This is a genomic window from Erwinia sp. V71 (assembly GCF_965644245.1).
Lineage (GTDB): Bacteria > Pseudomonadota > Gammaproteobacteria > Enterobacterales > Enterobacteriaceae > Erwinia.
Genome location: NZ_CBFFRK010000207.1, coordinates 1 through 3,225, shown reverse-complemented (window position 1 = coordinate 3,225; position 3,225 = coordinate 1). Strand labels below are relative to the sequence as shown.

Here is a 3,225-nt window from a genome sequence, read left to right as displayed (position 1 = left end):
AGGATAGCTTATCGGTAGCTAACCGTCCCTCCATCCACATGACCAAGCGTTGCACTTATTATCTGAATTCGCGTTGTGCTGCCCATTATTATCGCGACGCTGTTTCTGGCCCCGGCACCGTCGGCCTTGTCAGCCCCGGTGATTGGTATTGGCAGCATGTATGATCTGCTGACACCCGGAGTACAGAGCGTAACAAAACGCGTCTACAATACCGGCGATTCAACGGCTTTTGTGCGTATTGAACTGCTTGAAATACATCCGGCGCACGACAAAGACGCAGAAGAGATCGCGCAAAAAGAGGTAACGGAACATCGCCCGGAAAAAAACAGACTGATTGTCACGCCGTTACGTATGATTATTCCCCCCGGCGGATTTCAGACAGTACGCATCTTATGGCCCGGTGAGCGCACGGCAGAAAGATATTTCCGCATCAGGTTTACGCCGGTGATACCTGACAGCGATGACAGTTTTGGTCTGAATAAAGAGGCAATAGGAAAATACCGGCAACAAAGTTTGCAGGCTGGTCTGAATGTCCTGACAGGCTATGGCACCATTGCCATTATTCAGCCCGACAAACCCTATTTTAATTCGGTTGTCGAGGCAACGTCTCCGGCATTGATTACGGTTGAGAATAAAGGCAATGCAACGATCTCACTGGATAATATCCGCCATTGCCGATATGTGCATACCGACTGCGGAAATATTTCGCGGGAATTTATTCTTCCCGGGCGAAGTAAATCCGTGAATAAAAAAGCGGGATACCAGACCACATTCACTCTTCTGGAGGGCAATAATCAACGCGTACTGAATTATTAACTTCGTGCAAGGCAACGATGTACAGGCACATCTGGCGATATCGATGGAATACTTCAACTCTCAAGGAATAGCACAATGAAACCTGACTTATTGTCTTTAAAACCGTCTCTGGCAACGATGTTTCTTTCCTGCGCGCTGCTCGCGGGCAGCTCTGCGCTTCAGGCGGCAGACAGCCAGAGTTATACCATTAATCTGAGCGCACTGGTTCCGGCAGACAGTTTCCAGGTCATTCCGGTTGATGCGGGCTGGATCAATCAGACCCAGGAGATGGGCTATGACATTGCCACCAGCAAGCTGAAAGTCTTCGAGAAACAGTTCCAGTACAAAAATACTGCTGGCGCGATTCAGGCGACCCTCACCGGTAATCTGAGTGCTGACGGGAAACCACAGCTGTCAAACGGCCATGATGTCATCCCGCTAAGCGTGACGTTCAATAATGACGCCCTCAGCAATACAGCAACAACGGTCATTGCTGAGAACGCCGCAAAAACAGGCGGGCGCACTGGCCTGAAAATCGCGCAGGCCGACAGCAATGCGCTGTCCGTTAACGGTTCATTTACCGGCAGCGTCGCGCTGATTTTCGAACCAGCAGTCAGCAAACTCTGACGGCTTATCTCTGAATCATTTACTTATCTGATGGAGGTCGCCGCGGGATTGCGGCGGCTTTTTTATGAAGAGATCCCTGCTGATTCTTGCCATGTCCCCTCTTTTTTCCCCGGCGGCGGAGCCCACTCTGGCGAATAACCTGCGTGGATTACCTGAAGACTTCCGGCGTTACTTTTATCACGCTGAAGTGCTGGTACAGGTGTACCTCAATGACAGCATGCTGTTCAACGCCACGGCCGTCCTGCAGGAAAATGGCGATATCCGGCTCATCCGTATTTTTGATGAAAATCCGGCGCTCGCCAGCAGTATCAGGGCACAGTGGTTTGCTATTTTGCAGCGAGGTGTCACTGTCGGCCAATGCCGTAAAACCTGCCCTGCCGGGCTGATGGCGGCGGAGTACCGTCTCAGTCACTCTGAGCTGAAACTGTATACCTCACAGTATGAAACCAGCCAGGTCAGGCGTGATTTTATCGCCATGCCGCCGGACACGGCGGACGGCATGATTATGTCCAGCGATCTTTCCGTGACCGATACGCCCGCGCTGCGCAGCTGGGGCCTTAACACCTCGCTGCTGGCGTCGTTTGCTGGCTGGAGCCAGAAAGCCTCGTTCCAGTCATCAGGTACAGACGGTGATTATCGCTACCGCAGCGCCAGTCTGTACGAACTGTTCTCGCAGAAGGAACTGCCCGGCAGCTTTATTCGCCTCGGTTTTTTTACGCCAGACAGCGATACCGGCAATGTGCAGGCTTCTGGTTTTGGCGATGATACGGTGGCTGGCGTTATGTGGGGCACGTCTGATGCACTGCTGGAAAGCCGCGACAGTGTGAGTGCCAGGCCAGTGTACGTCACCGGGCGCAGTCAGTCGCTGGCGGAAGTCTGGCTATCGACACGCCCTGGGCCAGCGGCGATATGTATGCACAACACGGCAGCCTGCAGCGCACCACATCGGCTGGCGGCAATCTCAGCCAGATGCTGGTGATGGGTGGAGGTCAGCTGGCGGCAGTCAACGGTAATGGCAACCGGGGCATGGAGTCGGCACTGATCGTCGATGTCGAACCTGATGATGCCAGACGCCAGCTGCTGGCGGCCGGTAATATGGCAGAGACGCGTCTGACGGCAGGCCGTAATGTGATTCCGACGGCATTGTGGAAAAATAACGAGATTCAGTTTACCGCCGCGGACGGTGACAGCGTGCAGGTCATCCCGGAACGGCAAAGTATGCAGATGAACCGCGGCAGTGTGCAGTGTGCAGTACGTCAAAGTCAGAACCCTTAAAACCTACACCCTGGTCAGCATGCTGCAGGATGAACGTGGCACATTGCTGACCCAGCGCTATGTCAGCAGCGATGTCTCCGGGGCGATGATCAATGCTGAAGGCGTCCTGACACTCGACAGTGGCGTGGCGAACCCGATGCTGACCGTGAGCGCCGAAGCGGAGAAACCGCAGATGCTGTGCCCGCTGCCAGCAGCAGACAGGGAGCAAACAGTGGTGTTTATCAGTGCGCTCCGCTGCCGTACAGCCCCCACAGGAGCGGAAAAATGATGGCTTTCACTTTACGTCTCTGGGCGGGGATAGCGATGCTGGTCTGGTCGCAGCCAGCCATCGCGCTGACCAGCACCTTCACCGCCACCTTTTCACCGTCGATGGATAACCCGAATAACAACAGTTTTAAGAACACCACGCCTATTAGCGGTTACTGTGCCACCTCTCCCTCGCAGTGTGTTGCCCGCGAATTCAGATAATAAGTGCAACGCTTGGTCATGTGGATGGAGGGACGGTTAGCTACCGATAAGCTATCCTGC

General features: G+C 54.1%; 6 protein-coding genes. All 6 read left to right on the top strand.

What is annotated here, in order from left to right:
- Positions 1-75: 75 nt before the first annotated feature.
- The 6 genes from ACSZO1_RS22010 to ACSZO1_RS21985 all read left to right on the top strand — a co-directional run bounded on the left by ACSZO1_RS22010 (position 76) and on the right by ACSZO1_RS21985 (position 3,165).
- Positions 76-816, top strand: a complete 741-nt coding sequence (locus ACSZO1_RS22010) for a hypothetical protein (RefSeq protein ID WP_437616472.1) — start codon at positions 76-78, stop codon at positions 814-816.
- 75 nt (positions 817-891) lie between these two features.
- Complete coding sequence (locus tag ACSZO1_RS22005) at positions 892-1,422, top strand: CS1 type fimbrial major subunit (protein ID WP_437616470.1); 531 nt, start codon at positions 892-894, stop codon at positions 1,420-1,422.
- Positions 1,423-1,486: 64 nt separating this feature from the next.
- Complete coding sequence (locus ACSZO1_RS22000; RefSeq protein WP_437616468.1) at positions 1,487-2,401, top strand: hypothetical protein; 915 nt, start codon at positions 1,487-1,489, stop codon at positions 2,399-2,401.
- The gene (locus ACSZO1_RS21995) at positions 2,332-2,697 is read left to right on the top strand and encodes a hypothetical protein (protein ID WP_437616466.1); all 366 of its coding nucleotides are present in this window, start codon (positions 2,332-2,334) and stop codon (positions 2,695-2,697) included. Before ACSZO1_RS22000 ends, ACSZO1_RS21995 begins: the two co-directional genes overlap by 70 nt.
- A complete protein-coding gene (locus ACSZO1_RS21990; protein WP_437616464.1) occupies positions 2,669-2,965 on the top strand; it encodes a CS1-pili formation C-terminal domain-containing protein in 297 nt (98 codons plus the stop codon). The genes ACSZO1_RS21995 and ACSZO1_RS21990 overlap by 29 nt, the downstream gene beginning before the upstream one ends.
- Positions 2,962-3,165, top strand: coding sequence for a hypothetical protein (locus ACSZO1_RS21985; RefSeq protein ID WP_437616463.1), 204 nt, complete (start codon positions 2,962-2,964; stop codon positions 3,163-3,165). Before ACSZO1_RS21990 ends, ACSZO1_RS21985 begins: the two co-directional genes overlap by 4 nt.
- The last annotated feature ends 60 nt before the right edge of the window (positions 3,166-3,225 follow it).

Bases quoted from the DNA above. Each gene is read 5' to 3' on its own strand.
- ACSZO1_RS22000 (WP_437616468.1), top strand. From the start codon at position 1,487: ATGAAGAGATCCCTGCTGATTCTTGCCATGTCCCCTCTTTTTTCCCCG.
- ACSZO1_RS22005 (WP_437616470.1), top strand. From the start codon at position 892: ATGAAACCTGACTTATTGTCTTTAAAACCGTCTCTGGCAACGATGTTT.
- ACSZO1_RS21985 (WP_437616463.1), top strand. From the start codon at position 2,962: ATGATGGCTTTCACTTTACGTCTCTGGGCGGGGATAGCGATGCTGGTC.
- ACSZO1_RS21995 (WP_437616466.1), top strand. From the start codon at position 2,332: ATGTATGCACAACACGGCAGCCTGCAGCGCACCACATCGGCTGGCGGC.